Source organism: Pseudomonas sp. HP_14 (assembly GCF_055283875.1).
In genome coordinates this window covers 11,275-37,989 of record NZ_JBTOQI010000025.1, presented here as the reverse complement: position 1 = coordinate 37,989, position 26,715 = coordinate 11,275, and the positions used below count along the sequence as shown (strand labels likewise).

Here is a 26,715-nt window from a genome sequence, read left to right as displayed (position 1 = left end):
GGCCCGGGCGGGCGCGCCCTCCGCGCGGCCGCGGCCCCCCCCCCCCCCCCCCCCCCCCCCCCCCCCCCCCCACCCCCCCCCCCCACAGGTTCTACGCCCTCCCGCAGGACCGGCTTTAGCCGGGAGGACGTCGGGACATTCGCTAAATATCCTGCGCCAGAAATAACGCCCTCTCCCACAGAGGAATACAATCCTGCAGGCATAACAAGGTAAGCCCGCAAATCCAGCCTGTTAAATCTTGAAGCTTGCCACCAACTGCTTGAGCCGCCCGGCCTGCTGAGACAGCGCGGCGCAGTCGGACAGGGTTTCGTTGAGGTTGGCCACGCCCTGCTGGTTAAGCATATTGATCTGGCTGATGTCGACGTTGAGTGTTTCCACCACGGCGGTCTGCTCTTCAGTGGCAGCAGCCACCGATTGGTTCATACCGTCGATCTCGCTGATGCGCTGGGTGACACTGATCAGCCGGCTACCCGCCTGGTTGGCAACGTCAACGCTGTCGCGGCTACTGGCCTGACTCTGGTTCATGTTCTCGACCGCGTCATGAGAGCCCTGCTGCAACTCGCCGATCATCTTGTGCACCTGGTCGGCAGACTCCTGGGTCCTATGCGCCAGGTTACGCACTTCATCGGCGACTACCGCAAAGCCACGACCAGCTTCACCCGCACGCGCAGCCTCAATAGCGGCGTTGAGCGCCAACAGGTTGGTCTGTTGCGAAATGCCTTTGATCACGTCGAGAATTTGCCCGATGTTTTCGGTGCTGGTATTCAGGGTTTCAATTTGCGTGCAGGAATCGCTGATCTTGGATGACAGACTGGTCATGGCATGGATGGTTTTTTCCACCACTGCGCGACTGTCTTCTGCCTGCTCCCGGGCCTGACTGGCCTGAGCTGAGGCGTCGGAAGCGTTGCGGGCAATCTCCTGAGTGGCAGCACCGAGTTCGTTGATCGCGGCGGCCACGCTGTTGGTGCGGGCACTTTGCTCATCAAACCCGAGGATCGAGGAATTGGATGACTGCTCTACCCTTTGCGACAGGTCATGGACCAGTAGCGTCGCCGAAGAGACTTCCGAGATGGATGCATGCACGCGCTCGACGAACTGGTTGAATGAACCACCCAGATCGGCAAATTCATCCTTGCCCTGAATACTCAAGCGGCGAGTCAGATCACCCTCCCCCTGCGCGATGTCCTGCATGGCGCGGCCCATCGCAGTCAACGGACGCATCAGCGCACTGATCAACAGACTCAGCAGCAAAGCGATGACCAATACAGCAACCACCATGGCAATCAGCGCCGAGGTACGGAATTCGCTCAATGGCGCGTAGGCTTTGTCCCGGTCGATGGACAGACCGATGTACCAATCTGCACCCGGTAACCCACTGATCGGGGTAAATGACAGCAGGCGTTGCTGACCGTTGAGGGTCACTTCACGCAAGGTCTTGTCCAGCGTCAGGGTTTGGCCAGGATAAATATCCTTGAGGTTTTTCATCACCTGATCTTTGTCCGGGCTGACGATGACCTGCCCGTCGCCGCTGACCAGAAAGGCATGCCCAAGGCCACCAAACTCTACCGAGTTAACGATTTTGACCAGGGTTTCGAGGCTCAAATCGCCGCCTGCAACACCCGCAAGCTTGCCATTGATCTTGATCGGGCTGGCGATGGTAACGACCAGTCCTCCGACCGAGGCCAGATACGGCGCGCTGATAATCGTCTTGTCGGCGGTTACCGTCGAGGTGTACCAAGGGCGTTTACGCGGGTCATAACCGGCAGGCATTTCAGCGTCCGGCCGCTGGGTGAACACGCCGTCAGCATCACCGATATAAGTGAACTGAAAAGTCGACGTCAGCGACGGCTGGCCGACGAGGCCGCCCAGATCACTCTTGGTGCCTTGGCGGGCGACGTTCTGCCCGAGGTTTTCCAGCACAAGAATGCGTCCGCTCAGCCAGCTCTGAATGCCGGTCGCGGTCAACTCGCCCGCCTGGGCCACCGAGTTTTCAAGGTTTTTGGTAATGGTGTTGCGTTGCAGATAGTCGTTGTACAACGTGAATAATGCGAACGCCAATACCACGATAATCGAGGCAGCCAGCAGAATTTTATGACGGAACTTCAAAGTCATCGAGACTTCCTCTCAAATCACATAGACATCATTTGTTCAGGGCACCGGCTTTATAGGGACAAAGGCAGAATGTCTGCTCTGACTGGAACCAACGTTCCATTAATCCAGCCTGATATCCCTGCGATTAACGCTGATATCGCGATCGCAGACAGCGACAACCTAAATATCTCCACCCAAGCTGCAAGCCCTGGCTGGCAAGGCCTCCAGCAGAAAGCCAATAAGTTGGCGCTAAATTCAAGGCACTCTTCCTGTTCAGGGCTTTAATAGGCAGTCCATAACGGCTGTTTCGGCTGACATACTAATAAGTTAAATATGAAAGCGTCATTCACTTGACCGTTGGTCCTTCAAATTTCGATCCTCGCTTCATATACCTGAAACATTGAATTGATATGGATTCCCGTCACGATAGGCAAGAAACAGAACTTGCCTGACTCAATGCTGAGGTTGAGCGAAGGCTGGCGAATTACGTCACAAATCGTTGCAAGACATTGCGTCTCCCGGTAAAACTCCCGGCCTTCTGCCAAGAAGGACCTTTCATGAAACCTGCCGATATCGTCAACCTGCTGGTGCTCGCCGCCATCTGGGGAGCGAGCTTTTTGTTCATGCGTATTATCGCGCCCGTGCTGGGCAGCGTACCGACCGCATTCTTTCGGGTATCGATTGCCGCCGCTGGCCTGCTGGTCATTTTCCTGCTGATGCGGGTGCGCCTGGATTTTCGCGGCAAGCTGAAGACGTGCATGCTGCTGGGGGTGATCAACTCAGGGCTGCCAGCGACGCTCTACTCGATTGCTGCACAAACATTGCCTGCCGGTTACTCGTCGATCTTCAATGCCACGACGCCTCTGATGGGCGTACTGGTCGGCGGGTTATTCTTCAGCGAGAAGCTCTCGGCGATGAAGATCAGCGGCGTCTTTCTGGGATTGGTCGGTGTCGGCGTTCTGACTCGGGCGGGCCCGGTAGAATTCAATCTGGAACTGCTGATGGGTGCTCTCGCCTGCCTGCTGGCGACCACCTGCTATGCGTTCGCCGGCTTTCTCACGCGGCGCTGGCTGGATCGACAGGGTGGGCTGGACAGCCGTCTTTCAGCACTGGGCAGCATGCTGGGCGCAACCTTGTTGTTATTGCCGCTGTTCGGCTATCGGGTGATGACCGATCCACCCGCAAGCTGGGGCGGCGCCAGTGTCTGGCTGTCACTGCTGGGGCTGGGACTGGTGTGCACCGCGTTCGCCTATATCCTGTACTTCCGCCTGATGACCAGCATCGGCCCGCTCAGCTCGATGACCGTGACGTTCATGATCCCGCCGTTCGGCGTGTTGTGGGGGGCGTTGTTTCTGGATGAGCCGCTGTCGATGGCGCACGTCTATGGCGGCGTGCTGATTGCGCTGTCGTTGTGGCTGGTGTTGCGGCCTGCGGAGGTGATCCGGTCTGCAAGCGACTGAATTCATTTGTAGGAGCTGCCGGGGTGGCGCTCCATCGAGCAACGCGAGGCCGCGATAGCGATTTGTCTGACACTCCGCCATCGCGGCCTCGCGTTGCTCGTGCGCTCCTACAGGTATTACGTCATCTTTTGATATGAACTACCCAAACAACCAATACCCCAGCAACGTCAGCACCACCACCGCCAGCACCGGGCGCAGCACGCGATAGGCTTTGGGGTTTTTGCGTTTGAATTGCTTGACCTTGCCGCTGAAGGTATCGCTGAAACGCTTGCTCCAGGCGTAGGCCTGGTTGATGCCGCCTACACGCTCGTCGTCGGTGTTCTGAGGGGCAGTGGCGCGACCGAGAAAGGCGCTGACCCAACGGTTGATGCGGGTCATGACGCGAGTCCGCAACGGCCGTTCGATGTCGCAGAACAGAATCACGCGGGTCACGTCAGTCTCGTTCTTGACCCAATGCACATAGGTTTCGTCGAACATGACATCTTCACCATCGCGCCAGGCATACACCTGCCCGTCGACATAAATCCGGCAATCATCGGAGTTCGGCGTCGAAAGCCCCAGGTGATAACGCAATGAACCGGCGAACGGGTCACGATGCGGATTGAGGTGGCTGTCCCCAGGCAACAGGGCGAACATCGCGCCCTTGACGTTGGGGATCGAATTGACCAGCGCCACCGTCTTCGGGCACAGCACTTCAGCCGACGGCAAGGCTTTGTCGTACCACTTCAGGTAAAACCGCTTCCAGCCCTTCTTGAAGAACGAACCAAAACCGGCGTCGTTATTCTTCTCGGCAGCACGGATATAGCCTTCATCGAACAGATGCATGGCTTCTTCGCGAATGGTCTGCCAGTTGTTCTTGAGCACATCCAGCTCGGGGAACGCGGTACGGTCCAGATACGGCTTGGACGGTACGCGCGAAAACAGGTACATCAGGGCGTTATAAGGAGCGAACAGCGCCGAATGATTAACGAACTGACGCAACAGCGGCAATCGTGCCTTGCCACGCAAATGCACATACAGCGTGCTGCACACGAAAAGCATCAGGATCGATACTTTGGCAGCCAATGAAAACGTCATCTAACTCTCCTCGTTTACCGCTGTACGTCTTGTCGTGGTGATCGCGCTGGAAGGCGAACCATCGCAGGGAAGGTTCGCCAGCCGGGCATCATAAACCCTCGCCGACCTGACAAAAAGCGGACAAGCGTAAACGAGGTCTTACTGTTGCAGCTCCTGGTCGGTAAACAGGTCGCTGAAGAGCATGCTCGACAGGTAACGCTCCCCCGAATCCGGCAGGATCACCACAATGGTTTTACCCTGCATTTCCGGGGTTTCGGCCATGCGTACCGCTGCCGCCATGGCTGCGCCACAGGAGATACCGCACAAGATGCCCTCTTCCTGCATCAAGCGCAGTGCCATGGCTTTGGCTTCGTCATCACTGACCAGTTCAACCCGGTCGACAAGCGACAGGTCAAGGTTTTTCGGGATGAAACCGGCGCCAATGCCCTGAATCTTGTGCGGGCTGGGTTTGATCTCTTCGCCAGCCAGCGCCTGGGTGATGATCGGCGAAACCAGCGGCTCTACGGCGACGGACAGAATCGGTTTGCCCGCAGTATTTTTGATGTAGCGCGAAACACCGGTGATGGTGCCGCCAGTACCCACACCCGCAACCAGCACATCAACCGCGCCATCCGTGTCGTTCCAGATTTCCGGGCCAGTGGTCTTCTCATGAATCGCCGGGTTGGCCGGGTTTTCAAACTGGGCTGGCATGAAGAATTTTTCAGGATCGCTGGCCAGCAACTCTTCGGCTTTCTCGATAGCGCCTTTCATGCCTTTGGCGGGCTCGGTCAGGACCAACTCCGCGCCCAGCGCCTTGAGCACTTTGCGCCGCTCGATGCTCATGGATGCAGGCATGGTCAGCATCAGCTTGTAGCCACGTGCGGCAGCCACAAACGCCAGGCCGATACCGGTGTTACCCGATGTGGGTTCGACGATGGCCATGCCGGGCTTGAGTTTGCCCTTGCTTTCAGCGTCCCAGATCATGTTGGCACCGATCCGGCACTTCACCGAATAGCCCGGATTACGGCCCTCGATCTTGGCCAGAATCGTGACTCCACGGGGCGCGATGCGATTGATCTGCACCAGCGGGGTGTTGCCGATGGAGTGGGCATTGTCAGCGTAAATACGGCTCATGGCGGTGTCCTTGTGCACGTTCTTCAGTGGTCTGGAAAGTGAAAGCCTATGCCTCATGACTGGTAGGCGTCCAGTCGCAGCGAACGGATGCCGACGTGAAGAGTCAACAACTCATCAGAACCTGAGACCCTCGCCATGAAACGTCGTTACAGCTGGCCACTCTGGACCTTGGCCGGGATTGTTGTCCTGTTGGTCGCCGTGCACATCGCCCTGCCCTATCTAGTCCGCGACTACCTCAATGACAAGCTCGCCGACATGGGCGACTACCGTGGCCAGGTCGCGGATGTCGACGTCGAGTTATGGCGCGGCGCTTACAGAATCAACGGGCTGAACATCGTCAAGGTAGACGGCAAGGTGCCGGTGCCATTCGTCAAGGTGCCGGTCATTGATCTGGCGGTGAGCTGGAAACATCTGTGGTACGACCATGCAGTGGTCGCTGAGATGATATTCGCTCAGCCGGAGATCAACTTTGTCGATGGCGGCAAAAACAAGCAAGCGTCGCAGACCGGTCAGGGTACTGACTGGCAGGAGCAAATAAACAAGCTGCTACCGATTACCCTCAACGAAGTTCGGATCAACGACGGCAAGATCACTTTCAACAATTTCAGCACCACGCCGAAAGTGAAAATCGAGGCCGACAAGCTCAACGCCAGCCTTTATAACCTGACGAACGTTGAAGACCTGAAAGGCAACCGCGACGCTCGCTTCGAGGGCAAGGCACTGCTTGAAGGTCACGCCAGAATGGAAGCGTCCGCAACCTTCGACCCGTTCACCAACTTCGAAGATTTTGACTTGCGGCTAAGAGCCACCGGCATCGAACTCAAGCGTTTGAACGACCTCGCCTCCGCGTATGGCAACTTCGACTTCAATGCCGGGCAAGGTGATCTGGTGATTGAAGCTCAGGCTGATAAAGGTCAATTAACCGGGTACATCAAACCGCTGCTGCGCGACGTAGAGGTCTTTAACTGGAAACAGGACGTCGAAAACCAGAACAAAGGCTTCTTCCGCTCGATCTGGGAAGCCGTGGTGGGCGGCGGCGAAACCGTGCTGAAGAACCAGAGCGAAAACCAGTTCGCGACCCGGGTTGAACTGAGCGGCAGCGTTCATAATCAGGATGTCAGCGCCTTTCAGGCCTTTTTGCAGATCCTGAGGAATGCGTTCGTGCAGGCGTTCAATGCGCGGTATGACAACAGCAAAGGCTAATTTCCGCCAGACGAACGCAAAACCTGTGGGAGCGAATTCATTCGCGAAGGCGGTGTGTCAGAAACAAATATTTTTTCAGGCCGGACCTCTTCGCTAATGAATTCGCTCCCACAGGTTTTTCCACCGAATGCCGATGACCGGTGCGACGCCGACTCGCTATTCAGCCACTGAATACCCGCTCCACATTCACAGTCGCCAGACCTGCGCGCTATAGTCCGCGCATTGTTTACCGAGGATTTTACCGATGAAGTTTGAAGGCACCCGCGCATACGTCGCCACCGACGATCTCAAGCTGGCGGTCAATGCGGCAATCACCCTGGAGCGCCCGTTGCTGGTCAAGGGCGAGCCGGGCACCGGTAAAACCATGCTTGCCGAGCAACTGGCCGAATCGTTCGGGGCCAAGCTGATTACCTGGCACATCAAATCGACTACCAAGGCTCATCAGGGCCTGTATGAATACGATGCCGTCAGCCGCCTGCGGGACTCGCAACTGGGCGTGGACAAAGTCCACGACGTGCGTAACTACCTCAAGAAAGGCAAGCTCTGGGAAGCCTTCGAAGCTGAAGAACGCGTGATCCTGCTGATCGACGAAATCGACAAGGCCGACATCGAGTTCCCCAATGACTTGCTGCAAGAACTCGACAAGATGGAGTTCTACGTTTACGAAATCGACGAGACCATTAAGGCTAAAGTCCGACCGATCATCATCATTACCTCTAACAACGAGAAAGAGCTGCCAGACGCTTTCCTGCGCCGCTGCTTCTTCCATTACATCGCCTTTCCGGATCGTGCCACACTGCAACAAATCGTCGACGTGCATTATCCGGACATCAAGAAGGACCTGGTCAGCGAAGCGCTGGACGTGTTCTTCGATGTGCGCAAAGTACCCGGCCTGAAGAAAAAACCTTCGACCTCGGAACTGGTGGACTGGCTGAAACTGCTGATGGCCGACAACATTGGCGAAGCGGTTCTGCGTGAACGCGATCCGACCAAGGCCATCCCGCCGCTGGCCGGAGCACTGGTCAAAAATGAGCAGGACGTGCAGTTGCTCGAACGTCTGGCGTTCATGAGCCGTCGCGGCAACCGCTGATTCCGGAGAGACCATGCTCCTCAATCTGTTCAACGAAATGCGCGCCGCCAAGGTGCCGGTCTCGGTACGTGAGCTGCTGGACCTGATCAACGCCCTGAAACAACGGGTGACGTTCGCCGATATGGACGAGTTCTACTTTCTCGCCCGGACGATTCTGGTCAAGGACGAACGGCATTTCGACAAGTTTGACCGCGCTTTCAGCGCCTACTTCAATGGCCTGGAGAAGCTCGACGATCACCTCAAGGCCTTGATCCCCGAAGACTGGCTGCGCAAAGAGTTCGAGCGTTCGCTGTCGGATGAAGAGCGTGCGCAGATTCAGTCACTGGGCGGGCTCGACAAGCTGATTGAAGAGTTCAAGAAGCGCCTGGAAGAGCAAAAAGAACGCCACGCCGGTGGTAACAAATGGATCGGCACAGGCGGCACCAGCCCTTTCGGTTCAGGCGGTTACAACCCGGAAGGCATTCGGGTGGGCGATGCAGGCGAGCGCCAAGGCAAGGCGGTCAAGGTCTGGGACCAGCGCGAGTACAAGAATCTGGATGATCAGGTCGAACTCGGTACACGCAACATCAAGGTCGCGTTGCGCCGTCTGCGCAAGTTTGCCCGCCAGGGTGCTGCGGAGGAACTGGACATTGATGGCACCATCGACCACACCGCGCGCGATGCGGGTCTGCTGAATATCCAGATGCGCCCGGAACGGCGCAACACCATCAAGCTTTTGCTGTTGTTCGACATCGGCGGCTCGATGGACGCCCACGTCAAAGTCTGCGAAGAGTTGTTCTCGGCGTGCAAAACCGAATTCAAGCATCTGGAGTACTTCTACTTTCACAACTTCATTTATGAATCAGTGTGGAAGAACAATATGCGCCGCGGTTCGGAGCGCTTTTCAACCCAGGATTTACTGCACAAATACGGCGCGGACTACAAAGTGATCTTCATCGGCGATGCGTCGATGGCACCGTATGAAATCACTCAGGCGGGGGGCAGTGTCGAGCACTGGAACGAAGAACCCGGTTACCTCTGGATGCAGCGCTTTACCGCCAAATTCAAGAAACTCATCTGGATAAACCCCTACCCCAAAGACGCCTGGGCCTACACCACATCAACCAATATTGTGCGCGACCTGATCGAGGACCAGATGTACCCGCTGACACTGCGCGGGCTGGAAGAAAGCATGCGGTATCTGGCGAAGTAATCCAGATCCGAATTGGAATCAGGCCCTGTAGGAGCTGCCGAAGGCTGCGATAGCGTTATGTCAGATCAAACGCTTTCGCAGCCTTCGGCAGCTCCTACAGGGTGATTAGCGTAGCCTCTGCAAATACGCGACCTGCTGCTCATGCGCCGTGGTCTGCACAATCGGTTTGAGCCGCACCGTACTGCCGGGCAGCCGTTGCGCCAGACGGGCCAGGGACAATGGCGTCAGCGCACCCAGCCGGGGGTAGCCGCCGATGGTTTGCCGGTCATTGAGCAAAATGATCGGCTGACCATCCGGGGGAACTTGCACCGCCCCCAACGGAATACCTTCAGAAATCATCGGTGCGCCCTGATACACCAACTGCGGCCCAAGCATACGTGCACCCATGCGGTCGGCACGGCTGTCCAGGGTCCAGTCGTTATTGAAGACATCGAACAGGCTCTGGCCACTGAATTCACTGGCTTGGGCACCCAGTACGATATCCAGCGGCGCATTGTCATTGAAGTCAGGGATTTGCTGCTCAGTGAGCGCCCCGAGCAAAAATGAGGTGCCCGAGTAACTCAACCGATCCCCCTTCTCCAACGCTTTACCCAGCCCGTCGAGCCCACCGAGCTCTTCACGACCCACGCTTGAGCAACTGCCCAGTACCTGGGGAGCATCAAAACCGCCAGGCGCAGCCAGATAAGCTCTCGCGCCAAGGTGTGGCTGGGTAAAACGTAAACGCTGGCCCTTGCTCATGAAAAAGCTGCGCCAAGGCGACAGCGGACGCTCATCAAGCATTGCCCCCAGGTCGGCACCGGCCAGCGCCAGACAGCAATCTTCCTCTGCCAGCAAGGTCAGACCGCCGAGCGTCACTTCGATGACCGCTGCGTCCAGCGGGTTGTCCAGCAAACGATTGGCCCACGACATGGACACCCAATCCAGCGCTCCGCCCTGAGTAACCCCCAGATGACGAACACCGAACCGCCCAGCGTCCTGCAACAGGCATAGAGGCGTACTGTTTTCGATCAGCAGCGCGCTCATGGTTGCACCTCCAGTGGCGTGTCATCGCCACCCAGACGCACAAACTCAGCACGCTCAATGGCAGCGAAACTGACCGTGTCGCCGGGCTGCATCAAGCTGTAGCCGTCGCGCTGACGGTCAAACAGCTTGCTACAGGTACGGCCGATAAGGTTCCAGCCACCCGGAGAAACCACCGGATACGCGGCAGTCTGACGTTCGGCAATGCCGACGCTACCCGCTGCGACTCGCTTGCGCGGGGTGTTCAAACGAGGTGCGGCGAGGATTTCCTCCACAAGCCCCATGAACGCAAAGCCCGGCGCAAAACCGAGAGCGAACACCTGATACTGGCGTTCGCTGTGACGGCGAATGACTTCGCTGATGTCCAGGCCACTGCGCTTTGACAACACGTTCAGCTCCGGACCGACACTCAGGTCATACCAGACAGGCAAAACATGGTGCTGACCGCTGACGGATGGATCAGGGGCCAGATCGCGCAATGCCAGATGAATCAGCTCGCGTGCCTGTTGCGGGTTAAGCCCCAGTAAATCGTATTGCACCATCAAGGTGGTGTAGGAGGGCACCAGTTCCACCAGATGCCCGGCAAACTGCTCGCGCAAACGAGCGGTGGCAGCCAGCATCCACGGCATGTTGCTCTCGTCGATGGTGTCGAACAGACGCACCATCAGACAATCGATCGCGACCACTTCGATACGCAACTTCATACGCCGGACAGCTCATCCAGAGACTGACGAATACGCTGGACAGCCGCGACTGAACTGGCGTTGTCGCCATGCACACAGAGGGTATCGGGCTTGAGCGGAAGCTGGCTGCCGTCACTGGCGGTCAACGGCTCGCCGCGGGCGAAGGTCAAGGCCTGGGCGACGATGACGTCCGGATCATGGTGCACAGCGTTTGGCAGTTTGCGCGACATCAGGCTGCCGTCAGGCTCGTAGCCACGATCAGCAAAAGCTTCAAACCACAACTGCACGCCGAACTCATCGGCCAATGCCTGCGCCCTGCTGTTGTCACGCATGGCCAGCAGCATCAGTGGCAGCTCTGCGTCATAACGGGCGATGCCTTCGATGACCGCCCGTAACTGCGCAGGGTTAGCCATCATGTCGTTGTACATCGCACCATGAGGTTTGACGTAACGCACTCGTCCCCCCTGAGCGCGACACACGCCGTCCAGCGCACCGATCTGGTAATGCAACAGATCCTGAATCTCTTCAGGGCTGCACGCCATGGAACGGCGGCCAAAGCCCACCAGATCCGGGTAAGCCGGATGCGCACCAATCATGACGTCATTGGCCAGCGCCAGGCTGACGGTCTTGCGCATCACGCTGGGGTCACCTGCGTGAAAACCACAGGCGACATTGGCGCAATCAATGAATGGCATGACCTGAGCATCAAGGCCCATGCTCCAGGCACCAAAGCTTTCGCCGATGTCGCAATTGAGTAGCAGGCGGCCCATGGGTCTCTCCTGTGCTTTATCGTGTTTGGACAACAGGTTCAGTCTAGCGCGCCAGTTACCGGCAAAGGCAGCGTTGCGACGGGCCTGTCAGACATGGCTTATTCTTGGATGAGGCCGGACGTGGAGTCCAACTAATAAAAGCGCGGGGGGCGGATAAGAAAAAGTGATTGAGGCGTTTGATACAGCATTGAACTTGCCCAGTAGGAGCGGATTCAATCGCGAAGAGGCATGTACACCCACTACTCCTTCTGCGTCTGTACCGCCGTATTCGCGAATAAATTCGCTCCCACTCAGACTGTGTGAAAACGTAGCGAGCGACGGCAAGACAAGGCAGAAACAGACGAAAAACGGCCGGGGTCGCGTCCGACTCTAGTGTTCTAAATGAGCATTTTTCGCCTGTTTTTAACGCAGTATTGTGCGCGTAGCACCGAAGGTGCCCAGCCTGCAGTAGTTTTCACACAGTCTGCACTGGTGATCGGGGCGATCCCTCAAGCACGGCACATGTCGCTATCAGCGCCAGTCCCGCTCCAGCCGATGCTTGCGACGGCCGCCAGTAGCGACCCAATTGATCATCAGGAAGAAGCTCTCGATCAGGAACGCGAGTAGCAAGGCGCAAATAATGCCCCAAGCGATGACGTCGGGCGCCAGCAGTACCTGCCAGGTGTAACCATTCCAGGTCTCGCTGCGGATATCGGCATCGGCGGCCACGGCAACATGAATCGCTCGTGCATACCATGGGCCTTGCATCGCCAGCCATTCACGCTGCAGCACCTGGGTTCGGGTCAACAGGGTATTGATGGTATCGGCATCCGCGCGAAACACCGGGTCTTCGCTGTTGCGATAGTGCTGAATCAGCGCCTGTACATCACCCTTGAAGAACTGCTGCGCAGTGGCGTTGTAGCCTCTGACACTTTGCTGGGCCTCAAGCAGATGCGCCTCGACTCGCTTGCCGTAGTCGCTGATAAACCCCGGTATCTGAACCCCGAACAACAAGCCCGCCGTGAACAAGACCAATCGCAGATAACTTCGCAGCATTTAGATCCCTCTCAAACCAAACATCAATGTCGGACTGGATGCTTTCCTGTAGAAGCCAACTTGTTGGCGAAGCAGCGTATCTGACTCACCGCTTCGCCAACAATTTGGCTCCTACAGTACCGGGGTATTACCACTCGCAACACACTCACCGCGCCGCCACAGAGCCCATTGTCCTGGCTCGTAACGGTTCCAGTTTTCATTCTCGGTCAACGGCTCGGTAGCAATGACCGTGACTACATCATTTGGCGTGGTTTCAGCCTGAAAGTCGACGATAACGTCGACATCTTTCAAGCGTGCCGGGCCAAACGGAGCACGGCGGGTGATATGTGCCAGTTTGGTACTGCAAAAGCAAAACAGCCAGTCACCGTCGCTGAGCAGGCCATTGAATACGCCCTTACTGCGGTAGTGAGTGCAAGCGTCGACCAATGACGGCAGCAATTCTTCCACCTCTACCGGCTCAGGGAATGCTTCACGCACGCGGTTGAGCAAATCACAGAAAGCGGCCTCACTGTCGGTATCGCCGACCGGGCGGTAGAACGTGGCAAGAGGATCGAAATCCGCCAACTGACCGTTATGGGCGAAACACCAGTTACGACCCCAGAGTTCGCGCACAAAGGGATGCGTATTGGAAAGGCATACCCGCCCGACGTTGGCCTGACGGATATGACCTATCACCACTTCACTTTTAATGGGGTAACGCTGCACCAACTGCGCAATTTCCGATTCACTGCTTGCGGCCGGGTCTTGAAACAGGCGCAAGCCGCGCCCCTCGTAGAACCCGATGCCCCAGCCATCACGGTGCGGACCGGTACGCCCGCCGCGCTGCATCAGACCGGTAAAGCTGAAAACGATGTCGGTCGGGACATTGGCGCTCATGCCCAGGAGTTCACACATGCTCGGATTCTCGCTTGCAAACGTTCAGCAGCATGGCGACACAAGCGCCAGGGAAAGTATTAAAGGCGAGGCTCTACCCGCGAACGGCTGCTGGTGTTGACGGTGGGTGCCGCAGGTTTACGCGCATAGCGGTCGGTACCGGAAAAAGGCTCATCGTCCTCTTCGGTTTCAGTCGTGGCTTCTGGCTGGGCCGTTTTTTGTGGATGACGGGCTTTCCAGCTTTTTTCCAGTGGCCAGCGAATCAGCGCAAACACCACGTAGACCACCAGGGCGATCATGCCGTACATGGCCAGATCAGACAGCGCGTTCCAGACGTTACTGCCCACCTTGAACAACAGGTCCAGCGCAGTGATGGCGACAGCAGGCGCGTAAATTTCTTTAGTGGCGTCGATCATGGTCGGCGTAAACAGCAGCACACCAAGGATCACTACCAGCGGCTCGCGCAGGTAGCGCCACATCCAGCGGGTCATCAGAAAACCCACCAGCAGACAGCCCAGCGCTGCAAATGCGTAGAGGCCCCAGGCGATCGTATAGTCGTTCTCGGTCATGACGTCCGTGGTAAGGCAGGTAAAGAGGCGCTTATGATAACGGCTTTTCGCCAACCCGGCTTGTCCGGGTTGAGTATTAGTCCGGCGCAGCGGTTTTCATTTTCACCCGCCAGCGTTTGGCGCCTCCAAAAGAGAGCCCAGCATGACCTCATCGAATTCAGCTGCAAACGCCCCGATCGCCCGCCAGGCCGACGGCACAGATCCCTACGCGTGGCTGCAAAACCGCGACACCGACGAAGTCCTCGATTACCTGAAAGCGGAAAACACCTGGCAACAGGCGCAACTGGCCGATCAGGAAGACCTTCGCGAAACGCTGTTTCAGGAGATCAAGGCGCGCATTCTCGAAACCGATCTGTCCCTGCCCTCTCCCTGGGGGCCGTATCTGTATTACACCCGCACCACCGAAGGCGATGAATACGCGCGGCACTATCGCTGCCCGCGCCCGGCCGATGACTCGCTGAGCATTGACGAAGACCGTGAGGAAGTCTTGCTCGACCCGAACGTATTGGCGGGTGGCGGTTTCTTTTCACTGGGTGCATTCAGCATCAGCCCGGACCATCAGCGCCTGGCCTACAGCCTGGATACCACCGGGGAAGAGGTGTATCAGCTTTACGTCAAGGAACTGAGCAGCGGCCAGGTCAGCAGCCTGCCGTTTGAAGATTGCGATGGCAGCATGACCTGGGCTAACGACAGCCAAACGTTGTTCTTCGGCGAGCTGGACGACACCCATCGGCCACACAAGCTTTATCGCCACCGCCTGGGTGATGGCTCGGCTGAGCTGGTCTTCAGCGAGCCGGATGGACGTTTTTTCCTGCACTGCTATCGCAGCAGTTCGGAAAAGCAATTGATTCTGGGACTCGACAGCAAGACCACCAGCGAAGCCTGGGTGCTGGATGCCGATCAGCCACAGCAGGATTTTGTGTGCATGGCGCCACGCGTCGAAGGTCACGAATACTCCATCGACCACGGCGAGGTGGATGGCGTATGGAGCTGGTTGATCCGCAGTAATCAGGACGGCATCAACTTTGCGCTCTATCAAGCGGTGCAGAAAGCCAATGGTGTGCCGACTCGCGCGAACTGGCAGGTGCTGGTGCCGCACAGCGACAGCGTGATGCTCGAAGGTTTGAGCCTGAACGCCAAGGGCCTGACCTTGAGCCTGCGTGAAGGCGGCTTGCCGATCATCGAGGTGCGCCCGCAAGGCTTGCCTGCCTACCGGGTGCAATTACCGGACGCGTCCTACAGCCTTTACGTGCAAGACACACTAGAATTCGACAGCGACAAAATCCGTCTGCGTTACCAGTCCTTGAACCGCCCTGCTCAAGTGCGTCAACTGGACCTGGCCAGCGGTGAGCAATTGGTTCTCAAGGAAACCCCGGTACTCGGCCCGTTCAATGCCGACGCTTATGTCAGTCAGCGCCTGTGGGCCACCGCCAGTGACGGTACGCAAGTGCCGATCAGCCTGGTGGTCAAACGTGAACTGGCCGATCAGCAGACGCCGCTGTATCTGTATGGTTACGGAGCCTACGGCGAAAGCCTGGACCCGTGGTTTTCCCACGCGCGCCTGAGCCTGCTGGACCGTGGCGTGGCGTTTGCCATTGCTCATGTACGCGGCGGCGGCGAGCTGGGTGAAGCCTGGTATCGCAACGGCAAACAGGAGAACAAGCAAAACACGTTTGACGACTTCATCAGTTGCGCTGAACACCTGATCGCGGAGAAACGCACCAGCACAGATCAACTGGTGATCAGCGGCGGCAGCGCCGGTGGATTGCTGATTGGCGCAGTGGTTAACAAACGCCCGGAGCTGTTCAAGGCTGCGATCGCCGAAGTACCTTTCGTCGATGTGCTCAATACCATGCTCGATCCCGATTTACCGCTGACCGTCACCGAGTACGACGAGTGGGGTAACCCGCAAGAGCCGGATGTCTACGCACGGATCAAGGCGTATGCACCTTATGAAAACGTCAGCGCTCAGGCCTACCCGGCGATGCTGGTGATCGCGGGCTACAACGACAGCCGGGTGCAGTATTGGGAAGCGGCCAAGTGGGTAGCGAAACTGCGGGCGCACAAGACCGACGATAACTTGCTGCTGCTCAAGACCGAACTGGGCGCGGGCCACGGGGGCATGAGCGGGCGTTATCAGGGTTTGCGTGACGTAGCACTCGAATACGGATTTATCTTCAAGGTATTGCAACTCAACCAATGAACTCGGTTTGAAATTCGTGTCTTAGTAGCAGCAGGGTCGGGCGTGAAAGCGTCCGGCCTTGCTTAATTACCATCACCGTCGATTGGCCAAAACAAGACCCAACCATGGCAGAACAACCATCACACTTGAACAATGAAATCCGCGACATGCTCATGGACTGCGGGCTGTTTGACCCGCTGCTGCCTGCTGATTTTCAGACCGCTGCGGGCTACTTCAACATGGCTTCGATTGCCAAGGGCGAAGCGATCTTCAGCGAAGGCGATCCAGGCTCATTCATGAGCATCATCCATTTGGGTACGGTTTCTGTGCAGAAGCTCAACCCTGAAGGCCAGACGGTGGAAATCGCCGTATTGCGTCGCGGTCGGGCCTTTGGCGAGATGGCTGTGCTGGATGGCGAGCGGCGTTCAGCCAGTTGCATTGCCGCAACCGACTGCCAGTTGCTGAACCTGGGCCGTGACGCGCTGGAAAAAATGCTCGATGAAGCGCCGCGTGTCGCAGCGAAAATTATCCGCGCCCTGGCGACCTCCCTGTCCAAACGCCTGCGCATGGTCGATGGCCAGTTACTGGCGCAGCAGGTTTAGTGGCTCCCCACTGCAAACTTGATAGCCCCTGACCCTCGTAGGACCGGTTTTAGCCCGGGGGGGGGGGCGCTACGAGCGCTTCAGTAACTTCGCCAGAAATACCGCCTCGCGGCTAAGCCACTCCTACGGTCTTGTAGCGTGCCCAGGAGCGGCCTTAGCCGCGAGCGCCTCAGTGATCATCTGATTATTTAGGCCGAGGCGGCATGGGCGTCGGTGCATTTGGGTCCTGCCCCGGCACGGGTTGCCCCTTGGGCGGCTGTGGCAGTTCGACTTTCGGCAACAACGGCCCACTGCCCTGGGTCCCGTTTATGAGCGGCGGCCCCGACGGTACTACTTGCGGATACGGCGTCGGCGTCGCGGTGCCCGGGGAACCCGATGAGGGGATAGACGCTGCTGACTGATTATCCGCCTGCACGACATTTACCCAGAGCGCAGTCAGGAAAATCGCCGGTAGAATAGCGCGCTTCATCAATGGCCTCCTGTGCCAAACGATTGTTGTGCGGCTCAGCCTACTCCTGGCCGATGACATGTGGTCAAAAATCTACCTCTGAATGAGTCTTCAATGAAACGTTTCGTTCTGCTCGACACCACTGCCATTCCCAATAACGGCGGGGCTTTGTGCCTGTTCGAATACGGTGAAGACTTCGTCATCAAGATCCAGGGCGGCGATGGCGGCCAACTGATGAACACCCGCATGCACGGCTCCGAAGACGCGCTGGCGGAGATCCCCTGCAAAAAGGTGGCCTCACGCGTGCAACCCCGTGTACTGATCGGTGGTTTGGGCATGGGCTTTACGCTGGCCTCGGCGCTTAAACATCTTGGCAAGAATGGCGAAGTGGTTGTCGCTGAACTGGTGCCGGGTGTGGTCGAGTGGAATCGCGGGCCGCTGGGGGAAAAATCCGGCAACCCGCTGTTGGACCCTCGCACCAAAGTAATCGTGCAGGATGTCGCTCAGGTGCTCAAAAGTGAGCCACACGGCTTCGACGCGATCATGCTCGACGTGGACAATGGCCCGGAAGGCCTGACGCAGAAATCCAACAGTTGGCTGTACTCTTCGGGCGGGCTGGCAGCATGCGCACAGGCATTGCGGCCCAAAGGCATACTGGCGGTCTGGTCAGCGAGTGCGGATCAGAAGTTTTCCGACAAGCTGCGCAAGGCCGGTTTCAAGGCAGAAGAGGTGCAGGTTTTCGCCCACGGCAACAAGGGCACCCGGCATACCATCTGGATCGCCGAAAAACTCAAGGGCTGAACCCCTTGCGACGCGCTAGACTTGGCGCATTATTGTTTCACGACCGAATCCGATACAGGTGACCCCATGAGCACGGCCAACCCACCCTCCCATACCGCCAAGCTGGATCGCATTTTGGCCGACGCCCAGCGTGACCGCGAAATGGGTTATCGCGACAAGGCATTGCGCATGTACCCCCATGTCTGCGGCCGTTGCGCACGCGAGTTTGCTGGAAAGCGCCTGAGTGAGCTGACCGTTCACCACCGCGATCACAACCACGACAACAATCCTCAGGATGGCTCGAACTGGGAATTACTCTGCCTGTACTGCCACGACAACGAGCACTCGCGCTACACCGACCAGCAGTACTTCTCGGAAACCTCCACCAGCAGCCCGAAAACAGCCAAGGCGACGCACAACCCGTTTGCGGCGTTGGCGGGACTCATGAAGAAGGAATAGAAGCAGTTTCGAGCTGAAAGCTTCAAGCGGCAAGTAAGAGCAACCCAATCCGCTTGTAGCTTGTAGCTTACCGCTTGCGGCTTTGCCACCGTATAATCGCCCGCTTTTCCCAGCGAGCACTTCCCCGTGGCAAACAAACGCTATGCCTGCATCGGCCTGTTCAATCCCAAGTCTCCGGAAAACGTAGGCTCCGTGATGCGTGCGGCGGGTTGCTATGGCGTCGCATCGGTGTTCTACACCGGCAAGCGCTACGAGCGCGCCCGGGACTTCATTACCGACACCAAGAAGATCCATCAGGACATCCCGCTGATTGGCATCGAGGATCTGAAAAGCATCCTGCCACTGGGCTGCATTCCAGTCGCCGTGGAGTTGGTGGACGGTGCCCGCGCCCTGCCTGAATACACTCACCCGGATCGCGCACTGTACATTTTCGGCCCGGAAGACGGTTCGCTGGACAAAGAGATTCGCGACTGGTGCGAGGATGTGGTGTACATCCCGACCCAAGGCTGCATGAACCTCGCTGCAACCGTAAACGTCGTGCTGTACGACCGCATGGCCAAAGGCATCAACACCCGCTCGGGCCCGCAATTCGGTCGCGAACAAGCTGATTCGTAAACACTCGGCAGAAATGGATTGAACAGTTTCGGAAGGCGACAGTCAGTTCTTACTGAACCGAAATCATCTCATCACGGAGCACGATCATGAGCGATACCCCGATCATTGAGCGCATCGACAATGCAGTCCAGGGCCAACCGCAACAGAACGTTCAAGGCTGGGAGCGCGTCGGCTCACTGGCAGGCGGCGTCCTGATGATGGGCAAAGGCTTGCGCCGTGGCGGCTTCTTCGGCCTGATTCAACTGGCCATTGGTGGCGCAGTATTAGCTCGCGGGATCACTGGGCATTGCTCAGCCAAGAGCCTCGTCGAAAAAAGCCGCAGCGACCTGGACATTGCCAAATCACGCATCAAGCGTGCCGGTGATGAACTGAGTTTGTTAAAGACCAAAGCTGAAGTAGCCACTGAAGATGCGCTGACTGAAGGCCTGGAAGCGCTGACCAAGCCGAAGAATGGGCTGTAAAACTCACCGCACCGGTAGGAGCGAACGTGTTCGCGAGAGGCGGTGACTGACACACCGCCTCGCCAACAAGTTGCCTCCTACCGGATACGCGCAGTAATTCACCCCGCCCGAAAGATCAGATAATCCTCCCAGTCGTCCTCAGGCACGCTGTTCTCGCTGACCATACGGCCAGACTGGGAGATGCGCTCCTGATGCACTGCATCCCGGTCACCGCACACAAGGTGATGCCAGAGTGGCAAGTCCTTGCCTTCACTGACCAATCGATAACCACAGGTTGGCGGCAACCATTTGAATTCATCAGCCTGTCCAGGCGTGAGCTGGATGCAATCCGGCACGAAGGCGCGACGGTTCGGGTAGTCCGTGCACTGACAGGTCTTCAGGTCGAGCAACTTGCAGGCGATGCGCGTGTAATAGACGCTGTTGTCATCCTCATCCTCAAGCTTTTGCAGGCAGCACAGGCCACAACCATCACACAGCGACTCCCACTCGGTGTTATCCAGTTGTGCGAGGGTCTTGCGGATCCAGAAAGGTTCGACTTTAGCGGCCATGGGTTCGGGCTATCAGCATCAGGTAGGAAAAAGGCGGCCAGTCTAGTGCGACAAGGCCCTCGGGCCAAGTGTGGTCGACTGTCGGTACGCAATACTTGTCATCTGACGGACGGCGCAGTAGCTTTAGTCCGCTGCTTTTATACGACATCCGCGATGCCTGCCGTCAACGGCCCACCGCTTGAGCGTTCCTCCCTCCTTGCCTTTCAGGATTCTCATGAGCACAAACCCTCGCATCGCCGATCACCCTATCGACCCACAATTCACCGAGCGCTGGTCGCCTCGCGCGTTCAGTGGCGAAAGCATCCCTGAGGAAACCCTGCTGAGCTTTTTCGAAGCCGCTCGCTGGGCACCTTCGGCCTATAACTCGCAACCTTGGCGTTTTCTGTATGCACGTCGGGACACGCCAAACTGGGAGCGTTACCTGGGCCTGCTGAACGAATTCAACCGTAACTGGGCGCAGCACGCGGCAGCGCTGGTTATCGTGATTTCCAAGACGACGTTCACAGCCCCTGGCGCGACTGAAGAAAGCCCCGCGCTGTGGCATACCTTTGATACCGGCTCTGCCTGGGGCTACCTGGCGCTGCAAGCCAGCCTGAGCGGTTGGCACACCCACGGCATGGCCGGTTTCGATCAGGAGCTGACGCGTAAAGAGTTGAACGTTCCGGAAGGCTACGCACTGCACGCAGCGGTAGCGATCGGCAAGCTGGGGGACAAATCGACTCTGCCGGAGTACCTGCAAGGCCGCGAAGCCCCGAGCCCACGTCAGACCGTGGCGCAGTTGGCGGCTGAAGGTGATTTCAGCCTGTAAACACAAAATCCGGTAGGAGCGAACTTGTTCGCGAGAGTTTCCCTGACACGCCTCGCCAACAAGTTGGCTCCTACCCGGATGCGACGATAGACCTAGCCTCAATACCCCCGCGAAAAATCTACTTCCCCGCGCAATTGATCACCCGCCTCGTACGCTTTCAGGTTCTCCAGAAACAAACCGACCATCGCTACCGGCGACGTCGGCGCGGAACTGTGCCCTGTCAGCAACAAGCCCCAGGCGGTCCAGAACGGATGACGCTGCGGAAGAGGCTCCTGACGGCATACATCAATCACGGCGCCAGCCAGGTGGCCTTCTTTCAGGGCTTCCACCAGATCGGCATCAACCACGGCCACGCCGCGTCCCACGTTCATGAACAAACCCGTAGGCTTGAATTTGGCGAACAGTTTCGCGTCGTACAGATCGTGGGTTTGCGGCGTGTTCGGTAGCAAGTTGATGACGTAATCAACCTCCCCTACCAGCCGATCCAGATCTTCCATGGCGCCAACTTCAACAAAAGGTGTCTGAGTACGGGCGCTTGAAGCAATCCCGTAGACCTGCACGCCAAATGGTACCAGAAACTGCGCGACGCTCAGGCCGATATCACCTGCCCCCACGATCAGCGCCTTGCGGCCTGCGAGGCTGTGGCCGGTGCGGTTGTCCCACTTGCGCTCGACCTGGCTGACCAGACGGGCCAGGACTTCGCGTTCATGCCCTAACATGTAGGTCAGAACGAACTCGGCCATCACCTGACCAAAAATGCCCACGGCACGGGTCAAACGGTAATCTCGGGTAAGGCCGTCAACCAGCAGCGGCGTAACGCCAGCCCAGGTTGATTGCATCCATGCGGGTTTGTGTCCCTGACGTAACAGGTTGGCCAGCAAGTCCGGCTGGCCGAGCCAGACCGGGCAATCAGTGGCAAACCTGGACAGCTCTGCAGAGTCGCCAGTACTGAGGATTTCCAGCTCAGGCGCAGCCTTGCGCAACAACTGGGTATAGACAGGGTAATCGTGTTCGGCGATCAGAACGCGCATGGTTTCAAAACCTTAAAAACAATACATGCGACCGATGACCGGCAATACGCACGTCATCGTGCGCACTGACCAGTACCAGTCTTTATAACGTCGGCTAACGGTTGTTCGCTCTGGCTCAGACCGGGTCGTTGCGACGCAACAACTCTTCGGGCAAGTGCTCGATGTACTCGTCTTCTGCTGGCGGCATCTGCAGGTGGTAACCCTGGGTGTCGAGGTTTTCCAATACCTTGTTGATGTCCTCGCGAGACAATGTGCGCTCAGGGCTCAGGACCAGATCAAACGCGTGAAACGGCTTACCGAAAGCGACCATCAACTCCGGCGGTACGCGCTTGAGCTCATCGCTCTTGAGCACGTAGAGGTACATTTCATTTCTTTTGCTACTGCGGTAAATCGAGCAAATACGCTTCACTGCTGTTCTCCTGCGTTGGCCAGGCTGTCGAGCAGCGCCTGACCCATCAATTCGCGGCGCCAGCCACGCAGCGAATCGGGCAATTGATAGGGGCCATCGGGAAAGCCGCTTTTGAGCAAGGCTTCGAGGGTCTTTTTACGCAACATCAGCTCTGGGGCCATATCCAGTTGTTCGGCATAGCGCTGGCCGACGGCACGAAGTGTCTTGATCACGGCCGCAGCCTCGATCGGCAAAGGTTCCGGCAACGCTGGCGGCCATTGATCCGGCGGCACGCTGCCCGATTTTTTAATCAGATCAAGAATGAATTCGCCATCCTGACGCACTGTCTTGGGATGCATGTCATCGATCTTCGCCAACGCGGCCAGACTGTCGGGTTGCGTTCTGGCCAGCGGCCATAGCGAATGCTCACGCACGATACGATTACGCGGCACATTACGGGCACGGGCTTCACGTTCGCGCCAGGCACACAGTTCACGCAATACTGCCAACTGCGCACGGGACAGCTTCCAGGCGAGCTTGGCGTCGCGATACACCTCGTACGGGTCAACGTCACGACGCAGGTTCGCAACCAGCTCCGCCCCGTCCTCCAGCAGCCATCCGTATTTTTCATCTGACAGGCGCGGACGCAAAATGCCGTACAGCTCGGCCAGATGCACCGCGTCTTCGGCGGCATAGCTGATCTGGGTCTCGGATAACGGGCGTTGCAGCCAGTCTGAACGGGTCTCACCTTTAGGCAGGTCGATATTCAGTACGTCCTGAACCAGCCTGGAATAACCCATGGAGAAGCCAAGGTTCAGGTAAGCCGCTGCCAGTTGAGTATCAAACAGCGGCGCTGGCAGACTGCCCGTCAGACGCAGCAGGACTTCCAGATCTTCGCTGCAAGCGTGAACCACTTTGATGACGTCAGGGTTTTCCAGCAGTACCGACAACGGCCGCCAGTCATTGATCAACAAAGGGTCGATCAGCCAGGCGCTGGTACCGTCACCGATCTGCAGCAAGGCCGCGATAGGGTAAAAAGTGTCGACCCGCATGAACTCGGTGTCGAGGGCAACAAAGGGCAATGACTGCCACTGTGCGCAATGCAGGGCGAGGCTGTCGTCGTCGCGAATCCAGTGAATATCGATGGCCACACGGCTCTCCCTTGAAGAATGGCGCGCAGTATATATCGCCGTCAGCAATTACCGCGCATCTGTCCTGCAAGTGTTGAACATCTTCATCTTGGATTTACGGCTAATGTGGGCAAAAAACGACCGTTCATCGGGCCAGCGCTCCGACCTTCAGAACGCTAACTGCCCTTGCTCGTCGATCTGTAGTTTTACGCGCTCCAGACGCAACAGGAATTCCTTGCGACGCTTGCCGCCACCATAACCGGTGAGCGAACCATCTGCGCCGATCACCCGGTGGCACGGTAGAACGATGGACATGCGGTTACTGCCATTAGCCAGCCCTACAGCACGACTGCCTCCCGGCTTACCCAGCAATAGCGCGATTTCGCCATAGGTGCAGGTGGTGCCGTAAGGGACCTGACGTAACGCTTCCCACACCTGATTCTGAAAAATACTGCCTGGCGTATGCAGGGGTACTTCGAAGCGAGTCAACGCGCCTTCGAAGTAGCGTTTCAGTTCGTCTGCGACCTGCAGCAGATGCGGCGTATCTCCCGCGCCGATCAGGTAACCATAACGGCTACGCAGCTCTTCGATTTCGCGCATCAAGATCGGCCGATCCAGAAATTCGAGCATCACCAGCCCACGCTTCTCAGCCATGGCCAACATTGGGCCCAGAGGTGTTGGCAAGATTTTGAAATACAGCGGCTCGCCGGTGGAGGGTTTCGCCGGTTTGGTTTGCAGGAGATTCTTCAGGGCGGCGTTGAAGGCGAAGATCTGTTCGGCGCTTGTTTCGTTGAATCCGTCCAATTTAGGGCTCCTGTGTTCTCTATAGATAACTGCGCGGCGAGCCTGACAACGCATTATCTTGCGGCAAACCCGAGCCCTGTGGGACCGAATTCATTCGGGAAGCGGTAGTTCAGGCGATACATAGGCTGCGGATGTACTAGCCTCTTCGCGAATGAATTCGCTCCCACGGAGAGTGGGTTTGCAGGCCAACATAGAATCTCCCACAGAAACTGCATTTCAGGCCAGTAGCTCTGTTTCGAAGAAAGCAATCTTAAACCCATAAAAAAGCCGCGACAGGTTTGCCTGTCGCGGCTCTCGTTTAACTCGTCAGCCCGCGATCAAACCGCGCTGCGACGATACGCACGGTATTTCGGCTGCCAGAAGTTACGCTGGATCGCCTCAACCAGAAACTCTTCAGTGGTTTCCAGCGCCACACCATCAGCCTGAGCCTGCTTGGCGACGGCTAAAGCGATCTTCTTGCTGACTTCCTGAATCTCCTTCAGCGGCGGCAATACCGCGTCGCCCTTGCCCGTCACCATCGGTGAACACTCAGCCAGCGCGTTGGACGCCGCCATCAGCATCTTGTCGGAGATCCGCGTAGCTTTCGCCGCGATCACACCAAGACCAATGCCCGGGAAGATGTAGGAGTTGTTGCACTGCGCAATGTGGAAGGTGCGGTCGCCCACAGTTACCGGGGCAAATGGACTACCGGTCGCTACCAGCGCATCGCCGTTGGTCCAGGTCAGGACTTCCTGCGGGGTGACTTCGACCTTCGACGTCGGGTTGGATAGCGGCATCACCAGCGGCTTGGCGCAGTGCTTGTGCATCTCGCGGATGATCTGCTCGGTGAACAGGCCACGCTGACCGGACACGCCGATCAAGACAGTCGGCTTGCCGTTGGTCACTACGTCCAGCAGCTCTGGGTAGCCCGAACCGTTCGACCAGCCCGCCACGTCACCCGCCTTCTGAGCCAGGTTCTTCTGGAAGTCCAGCAGGTTGTCCATGCTGTCGGTCAGCAGGCCGAAGCGGTCAACCATCATCACTCGCTTGCGCGCTTCTGCTTCCGTCAGGCCTTCAATCACCATCGCAGCGATGATGTGCTCGGCGATACCGCAACCCGCCGAACCGGCACCGAGGAACACCACGCGCTGCTGACCGAGGGTTTCATTCTTGGCTTTACAGGCCGCCAGCAAGGTGCCGACCGCAACCGATGCAGTGCCCTGAATGTCGTCGTTGAAGCAGCACAGCTCGTCGCGGTACTTGTCCAGCAACGGCATGGCGTTGGTCTGGGCGAAGTCTTCGAACTGCAGCAGCACGTCCGGCCAGCGACGCTGAACGGCCTCGATGAACAGCGCGATGAAGTCTTCATATTCCTTGCCCGTCACCCGCTTGTTGCGCCAGCCCATGTACATCGGATCGTCGAGCAATTCCTGGTTATTGGTGCCGACGTCCAGCACGATAGGCAACGTGTAAGCCGGGCTGATACCGCCGCACGCGGTATACAGCGATAGCTTGCCGATCGGGATGCCCATGCCGCCGATGCCCTGATCGCCCAGACCAAGAATCCGCTCGCTGTCCGTCACGACGATGATCTTGATCCGATCTTTAGTGGCGCTACGAAGAATGTCGTCGATGCGGTCGCGATCCGGATAGGAAATGAACAGACCGCGGTGGGTGCGGTAGATCTTGGAGAATTCCTGACACGCCTGCCCTACCGTCGGCGTGTAGATGATCGGCAGCATTTCGTCGAGGTGAGAATCCAGCAGACGGAAGAACAACGTTTCGTTGTTGTCCTGGATCGAACGCAGATAAATATGCTTGTCCAGATCGCTCGCGCACTGCTGATACTGGCTGTACACCCGTGTGACTTGCTCTTCGATCGTCTCTACGTTTTGCGGCAGCAGCCCGATCAGATTGAATTCGACCCGCTCTTGCGGGGTAAAAGCACTGCCTTTATTCAGCAGGGGCATTTCCAGCAGCGAAGGGCCGGCATAGGAAATATATAAAGGTCGCGAAGTCTTGGTCATTTTCAGTGATCGCCTTTTCTTGTCTACTCGTATTCAGTCCGTACAACCGAGGCTGGCAACCCGGAATCTCCATCGGAGCGCATCAGGGTCAGCCTCGAAAAATCGGGGGTCGTGAAATCAAGGTGCACATCTTACTCGCGCAAAATCGTGTTGCGACAATTTGCCGCTACTACATGGCGAAAGGATGGCAAAAAAAAGACCGGACAGGCATCCGCTGAATCACAAGTCCATGGATAAACGCTTGGAGAATCATCCGGTAAATAAACCGACTTTGCTC

26 protein-coding genes and 2 pseudogenes are annotated in these 26,715 nt (G+C 57.5%); 11 read left to right on the top strand and 17 right to left on the bottom strand.

Annotated elements, in window-relative coordinates; all coding sequences use genetic code 11:
* Positions 1–231: 231 nt before the first annotated feature.
* Together ACYASS_RS17125 and ACYASS_RS17120 are read right to left on the bottom strand one after the other, a co-directional pair.
* Positions 232–957: a methyl-accepting chemotaxis protein gene (locus ACYASS_RS17125; protein ID WP_463586992.1), complete on the bottom strand. Its 726-nt coding sequence runs from the start codon at positions 955–957 to the stop codon at positions 232–234.
* Between the two features lie 180 nt (positions 958–1,137).
* Positions 1,138–2,112: pseudogene (locus ACYASS_RS17120) on the bottom strand (cache domain-containing protein); the annotation flags it as partial.
* A 536-nt stretch (positions 2,113–2,648) separates the two neighbouring features.
* Here ACYASS_RS17120 and ACYASS_RS17115 point away from each other — a divergent pair.
* Positions 2,649–3,551 (top strand): DMT family transporter, encoded by a 903-nt coding sequence (locus ACYASS_RS17115; protein ID WP_463586991.1) that lies wholly within the window; start codon positions 2,649–2,651, stop codon positions 3,549–3,551.
* Between the two features lie 138 nt (positions 3,552–3,689).
* Here the strand turns inward: ACYASS_RS17115 and ACYASS_RS17110 are convergent, their stop codons facing one another.
* Together ACYASS_RS17110 and cysK are read right to left on the bottom strand one after the other, a co-directional pair.
* Positions 3,690–4,628 carry an aspartyl/asparaginyl beta-hydroxylase domain-containing protein gene (locus ACYASS_RS17110; RefSeq protein ID WP_463586990.1) on the bottom strand — a complete coding sequence of 313 codons (939 nt, stop codon included), beginning with the start codon at positions 4,626–4,628 and terminating at the stop codon, positions 3,690–3,692.
* 138 nt (positions 4,629–4,766) lie between these two features.
* Entirely contained in the window at positions 4,767–5,741 is a 975-nt protein-coding gene (gene cysK, locus ACYASS_RS17105; protein WP_463586989.1) for a cysteine synthase A, read from the bottom strand.
* A gap of 135 nt (positions 5,742–5,876) precedes the next feature.
* Here cysK and ACYASS_RS17100 point away from each other — a divergent pair, with 135 nt between their 5' ends.
* From ACYASS_RS17100 to ACYASS_RS17090, 3 genes are all read left to right on the top strand, one after another.
* Positions 5,877–6,944 carry a DUF748 domain-containing protein gene (locus tag ACYASS_RS17100; protein ID WP_463586988.1) on the top strand — a complete coding sequence of 356 codons (1,068 nt, stop codon included), beginning with the start codon at positions 5,877–5,879 and terminating at the stop codon, positions 6,942–6,944.
* Between the two features lie 244 nt (positions 6,945–7,188).
* Positions 7,189–8,034, top strand: coding sequence for an AAA family ATPase (locus ACYASS_RS17095; RefSeq protein WP_087265388.1), 846 nt, complete (start codon positions 7,189–7,191; stop codon positions 8,032–8,034).
* A gap of 13 nt (positions 8,035–8,047) precedes the next feature.
* Positions 8,048–9,226, top strand: coding sequence for a vWA domain-containing protein (locus tag ACYASS_RS17090; protein WP_463586987.1), 1,179 nt, complete (start codon positions 8,048–8,050; stop codon positions 9,224–9,226).
* A 105-nt stretch (positions 9,227–9,331) separates the two neighbouring features.
* Here ACYASS_RS17090 and ACYASS_RS17085 read toward each other — a convergent pair whose 3' ends face one another.
* The 6 genes from ACYASS_RS17085 to ACYASS_RS17060 form a co-directional block, all read right to left on the bottom strand.
* Positions 9,332–10,249: a 5-oxoprolinase subunit C family protein gene (locus ACYASS_RS17085; protein ID WP_463586986.1), complete on the bottom strand. Its 918-nt coding sequence runs from the start codon at positions 10,247–10,249 to the stop codon at positions 9,332–9,334.
* The gene (locus tag ACYASS_RS17080) at positions 10,246–10,950 is read right to left on the bottom strand and encodes a 5-oxoprolinase subunit B family protein (protein ID WP_463586985.1); all 705 of its coding nucleotides are present in this window, start codon (positions 10,948–10,950) and stop codon (positions 10,246–10,248) included. Before ACYASS_RS17080 ends, ACYASS_RS17085 begins: the two co-directional genes overlap by 4 nt.
* Entirely contained in the window at positions 10,947–11,699 is a 753-nt protein-coding gene (locus tag ACYASS_RS17075) for a 5-oxoprolinase subunit PxpA (RefSeq protein WP_463586984.1), read from the bottom strand. Before ACYASS_RS17075 ends, ACYASS_RS17080 begins: the two co-directional genes overlap by 4 nt.
* A 510-nt stretch (positions 11,700–12,209) precedes the next feature.
* The gene (locus ACYASS_RS17070) at positions 12,210–12,734 is read right to left on the bottom strand and encodes a DUF2937 family protein (RefSeq protein ID WP_122665028.1); all 525 of its coding nucleotides are present in this window, start codon (positions 12,732–12,734) and stop codon (positions 12,210–12,212) included.
* Between the two features lie 111 nt (positions 12,735–12,845).
* Complete coding sequence (locus ACYASS_RS17065; protein WP_463586983.1) at positions 12,846–13,628, bottom strand: class II glutamine amidotransferase; 783 nt, start codon at positions 13,626–13,628, stop codon at positions 12,846–12,848.
* 59 nt (positions 13,629–13,687) lie between these two features.
* Positions 13,688–14,176 (bottom strand): MFS transporter, encoded by a 489-nt coding sequence (locus ACYASS_RS17060; protein ID WP_463586982.1) that lies wholly within the window; start codon positions 14,174–14,176, stop codon positions 13,688–13,690.
* Between the two features lie 142 nt (positions 14,177–14,318).
* On the opposite strand from ACYASS_RS17060, the gene ACYASS_RS17055 reads away from it, so the two are divergent.
* Together ACYASS_RS17055 and ACYASS_RS17050 are read left to right on the top strand one after the other, a co-directional pair.
* Positions 14,319–16,379: a S9 family peptidase gene (locus ACYASS_RS17055; protein ID WP_463586981.1), complete on the top strand. Its 2,061-nt coding sequence runs from the start codon at positions 14,319–14,321 to the stop codon at positions 16,377–16,379.
* Positions 16,380–16,483: 104 nt separating this feature from the next.
* Complete coding sequence (locus tag ACYASS_RS17050) at positions 16,484–16,960, top strand: cyclic nucleotide-binding domain-containing protein (RefSeq protein ID WP_122665031.1); 477 nt, start codon at positions 16,484–16,486, stop codon at positions 16,958–16,960.
* Positions 16,961–17,144: 184 nt separating this feature from the next.
* Here the strand turns inward: ACYASS_RS17050 and ACYASS_RS17045 are convergent, their stop codons facing one another.
* Complete coding sequence (locus ACYASS_RS17045) at positions 17,145–17,429, bottom strand: hypothetical protein (protein WP_243248173.1); 285 nt, start codon at positions 17,427–17,429, stop codon at positions 17,145–17,147.
* Positions 17,430–17,522: 93 nt separating this feature from the next.
* On the opposite strand from ACYASS_RS17045, the gene ACYASS_RS17040 reads away from it, so the two are divergent.
* From ACYASS_RS17040 to ACYASS_RS17025, 4 genes are all read left to right on the top strand, one after another.
* Positions 17,523–18,209 carry a spermidine synthase gene (locus tag ACYASS_RS17040; RefSeq protein ID WP_463586980.1) on the top strand — a complete coding sequence of 229 codons (687 nt, stop codon included), beginning with the start codon at positions 17,523–17,525 and terminating at the stop codon, positions 18,207–18,209.
* Positions 18,210–18,275: 66 nt separating this feature from the next.
* Positions 18,276–18,647, top strand: coding sequence for a YajD family HNH nuclease (locus ACYASS_RS17035; RefSeq protein WP_463586979.1), 372 nt, complete (start codon positions 18,276–18,278; stop codon positions 18,645–18,647).
* Positions 18,648–18,773: 126 nt separating this feature from the next.
* Complete coding sequence (locus ACYASS_RS17030; protein ID WP_122665035.1) at positions 18,774–19,262, top strand: RNA methyltransferase; 489 nt, start codon at positions 18,774–18,776, stop codon at positions 19,260–19,262.
* Positions 19,263–19,348: 86 nt separating this feature from the next.
* Positions 19,349–19,723, top strand: a complete 375-nt coding sequence (locus tag ACYASS_RS17025) for a YgaP family membrane protein (RefSeq protein WP_122665036.1) — start codon at positions 19,349–19,351, stop codon at positions 19,721–19,723.
* Between the two features lie 98 nt (positions 19,724–19,821).
* Here the strand turns inward: ACYASS_RS17025 and ACYASS_RS17020 are convergent, their stop codons facing one another.
* A complete protein-coding gene (locus tag ACYASS_RS17020; RefSeq protein WP_463586978.1) occupies positions 19,822–20,271 on the bottom strand; it encodes a YcgN family cysteine cluster protein in 450 nt (149 codons plus the stop codon).
* A 214-nt stretch (positions 20,272–20,485) separates the two neighbouring features.
* Here ACYASS_RS17020 and ACYASS_RS17015 point away from each other — a divergent pair, with 214 nt between their 5' ends.
* Positions 20,486–21,079, top strand: a complete 594-nt coding sequence (locus ACYASS_RS17015) for a nitroreductase family protein (RefSeq protein WP_243248169.1) — start codon at positions 20,486–20,488, stop codon at positions 21,077–21,079.
* Between the two features lie 98 nt (positions 21,080–21,177).
* On the opposite strand, the gene ACYASS_RS17010 is transcribed toward ACYASS_RS17015, so the two are convergent.
* The 5 genes and pseudogenes from ACYASS_RS17010 to ACYASS_RS16990 all read right to left on the bottom strand — a co-directional run bounded on the left by ACYASS_RS17010 (position 21,178) and on the right by ACYASS_RS16990 (position 26,438).
* A complete protein-coding gene (locus tag ACYASS_RS17010; protein WP_463586977.1) occupies positions 21,178–22,110 on the bottom strand; it encodes a D-2-hydroxyacid dehydrogenase in 933 nt (310 codons plus the stop codon).
* 115 nt (positions 22,111–22,225) lie between these two features.
* Entirely contained in the window at positions 22,226–22,519 is a 294-nt protein-coding gene (locus ACYASS_RS17005) for a YcgL domain-containing protein (RefSeq protein ID WP_122665040.1), read from the bottom strand.
* Positions 22,516–23,649, bottom strand: a complete 1,134-nt coding sequence (gene rnd / locus ACYASS_RS17000) for a ribonuclease D (RefSeq protein WP_463586976.1) — start codon at positions 23,647–23,649, stop codon at positions 22,516–22,518. The genes ACYASS_RS17005 and rnd overlap by 4 nt, the downstream gene beginning before the upstream one ends.
* 147 nt (positions 23,650–23,796) lie before the next feature.
* A pseudogene (locus ACYASS_RS16995) lies at positions 23,797–24,336 on the bottom strand (methylated-DNA--[protein]-cysteine S-methyltransferase); the annotation flags it as partial.
* A 413-nt stretch (positions 24,337–24,749) separates the two neighbouring features.
* Entirely contained in the window at positions 24,750–26,438 is a 1,689-nt protein-coding gene (locus ACYASS_RS16990) for an NAD-dependent malic enzyme (RefSeq protein WP_463586975.1), read from the bottom strand.
* Positions 26,439–26,715: the final 277 nt, after the last annotated feature.